The sequence below is a fragment of the Pseudomonas sp. JV245A genome, from assembly GCF_032424515.1.
GTDB classification, from domain to species: Bacteria; Pseudomonadota; Gammaproteobacteria; order Pseudomonadales; family Pseudomonadaceae; genus Aquipseudomonas; species Aquipseudomonas protegens.
Map to the genome: position 1 here is coordinate 1 of NZ_VYKE01000675.1, position 220 is coordinate 220.

Below are 220 nucleotides of genomic sequence, written 5' to 3' on the forward strand. Positions count from 1 at the left end.
GCTGCGCCCGGGAAAGTCGCCGGCCATGGGGTGATAGTCGTAATTGCCGGTGCTGTAGCCGGGGGCGTCGGCGATGGTGGTGCTGACCACGGTCGGTTGCACCTGGGCGCCGCCGGTCTGGATCAGGTTCGGCGCGGGGGTGAACAGCCGGGCGATGTCGACGCCCAGGGCGCGGGCTGCTGCGGCGAGTTTTTCGTAGCTGACCGAGACCTGGGCCAGC

Annotated in this window: 1 pseudogene; it reads right to left on the minus strand. The window is 70.0% G+C overall.

The features are described from left to right. Positions 1-220: pseudogene (locus F6S12_RS33575) on the minus strand (XRE family transcriptional regulator); the annotation flags it as partial.